Raw genomic sequence first — 1,982 nt, forward strand, 5'->3', positions numbered from 1 at the left:
CTTTTACGCTATAACACTTTTGGAGCAATGCTACCGCATAGAATAATCAGATAGATTATTCTATTATTGTAAAAAATATTCTCAATAGTATAATATTTATAAAACACATGAGAGAAGGTCAAAATGATAATTCAAAAATTAAAAGTTTACAAATCACACCTAGGAGAATTTGAAATAAATTTCACTAGCGGAACTAATATTTTAACTGGTGTAAACGGTACAGGAAAGTCCACAATAATGAAGATGCTAAATAGGGAAAGTATTGAAGGGGCAAGCTATGAAATATCATACAAACTTTTAGAAGAAATCACACTACCTTCTAATGCAACTGGTTTAAATAAACAATTAGCTGGGCCTTATGGAGCACCCTCAAACATAGAATGAGATGGCAAACAATGAAAAACTAGTAATTCATATAGTTGATTCAATGAGGTTGGAAATATCCTCATTTCTTCTATAAACTTCATTTATTCATATAGTTCAAGAAGTATTTGATATACAAAAACAGAAAATAAAGGTTTTTTCAAATTGCCACATTTTACTTCAAAAGAACATATTTTTCTTGATACCAATAAAGGTTTAATGTCCAATTATGAATATATTTTTAATGCAGCTTTAACTGGATTTGTGAATGAATTCTTCTTAATTAATGCTGCTGCTGATTATAAATTCAAGGAAAAACTAGTAAACTCTAAAAACGATGAATTTACTTCTTACCTTTCTAATAAAATAACAACTTCACTTACCGAGTGTGTACAATCAATCAAATCAATAGAACTTGACACCTTACCTTTAAATGAACATTTAGATACCTCCGAAAGTGCTTTTGAGCATGCTAAATTTAAAGATTTACATGGAAATTTAGTAGACCTTGAAATGCTATCAGATGGTCAAAAGCGTTCAATCTTAACTTCATTAATTTTTGAAGGGGAATCAAACTTAATACTTTTGGATGAACCAACTAATTTCCTGTCAAATGGGATGTCAAATATCCTTGCTTCCAAAATTAAAAACTCAAGCAAGCAAATTATATTGATAACACATAGAGAAGAATTTGTCAAAAAGTTATACACTCAGCTTCCAAATATAATTAGATTAACGCTTTCGAATGATATTTTGAAGCCGTTATATTTACCTTTAGATAAAATTAAGCAAGAACAAAAGGGTACATTCTCATTTTCAATGCATGCAGAATCCATTATAAGAACTCTTTTCTCTAACAAGGTGTTAATCTTGGAGGGGGTTGATGATGTAAGGGCAATTAGATCACACAAAGAAATCTTTGAAAAAATAAATAACTCAAACTGATCAATTTGGAATGCACGCGGAGGGGGAAACATGAAACATATTGTTATTTTTTGCGAAAAATATAATATAGATTATCTAGCAATTTTGGATTCTGATGTAGTGGAAATTAATGAGAAATTCAAAGGGAATGACAAAGTGATGCTTCTTGAAAAATCAAACTTAGAAGATTATTTCAGTGAAAAAACAATAGAAAAACTGGAAAATAAAAAAATAAGCAAAGATAAGTGGAAAAAAGAAGTTAAAAAAATTTATGATGACGATGAACTGATATACAGTGATGCATTTTATAATGAAATTTCAAATTTCTTATTTAATAAAGATTTGGAATTTGAAAGTGAATTTTCAGGATTCTAAATAAAATTTGTCCAATAAAAAACTAAGCAAATAATAAAGTGGGACAAATAAATTCCACACTTTAACTAAGCTTAGTTTTTCCTTGCCCTATTCCTTTGCTTGCATAAACACAAAGCATTGGTCTCTAAAGGCCTTAAAGTATTAAGTATATAAAGATACTTACTATGAGTAAATAAATAGCAATTCTAATAATAAAAATATAAAGAAAGAAGCAGATATGACTTCTTACTATATTTTCATTACAAATCACAAGGAGGTTTTACATTAATAGAATTAATCATTTGAATATAAATTAAACATTATTAATTGATTTAATATTC

General features: G+C 28.1%; 1 protein-coding gene. It reads left to right on the forward strand.

Going from position 1 to position 1,982, the window contains the following annotated elements:
* The first annotated feature begins 123 nt into the window (after positions 1-123).
* A complete protein-coding gene (locus C4B24_RS04670) occupies positions 124-1,662 on the forward strand; it encodes an ATP-dependent nuclease (RefSeq protein ID WP_131599618.1) in 1,539 nt (512 codons plus the stop codon).
* Positions 1,663-1,982: the final 320 nt, after the last annotated feature.

Origin of the sequence: Mycoplasma marinum, from assembly GCF_004335975.1 — a bacterium.
Classification (GTDB): domain Bacteria; phylum Bacillota_I; class Bacilli_A; order Mycoplasmatales; family Metamycoplasmataceae; genus Mycoplasma_K; species Mycoplasma_K marinum.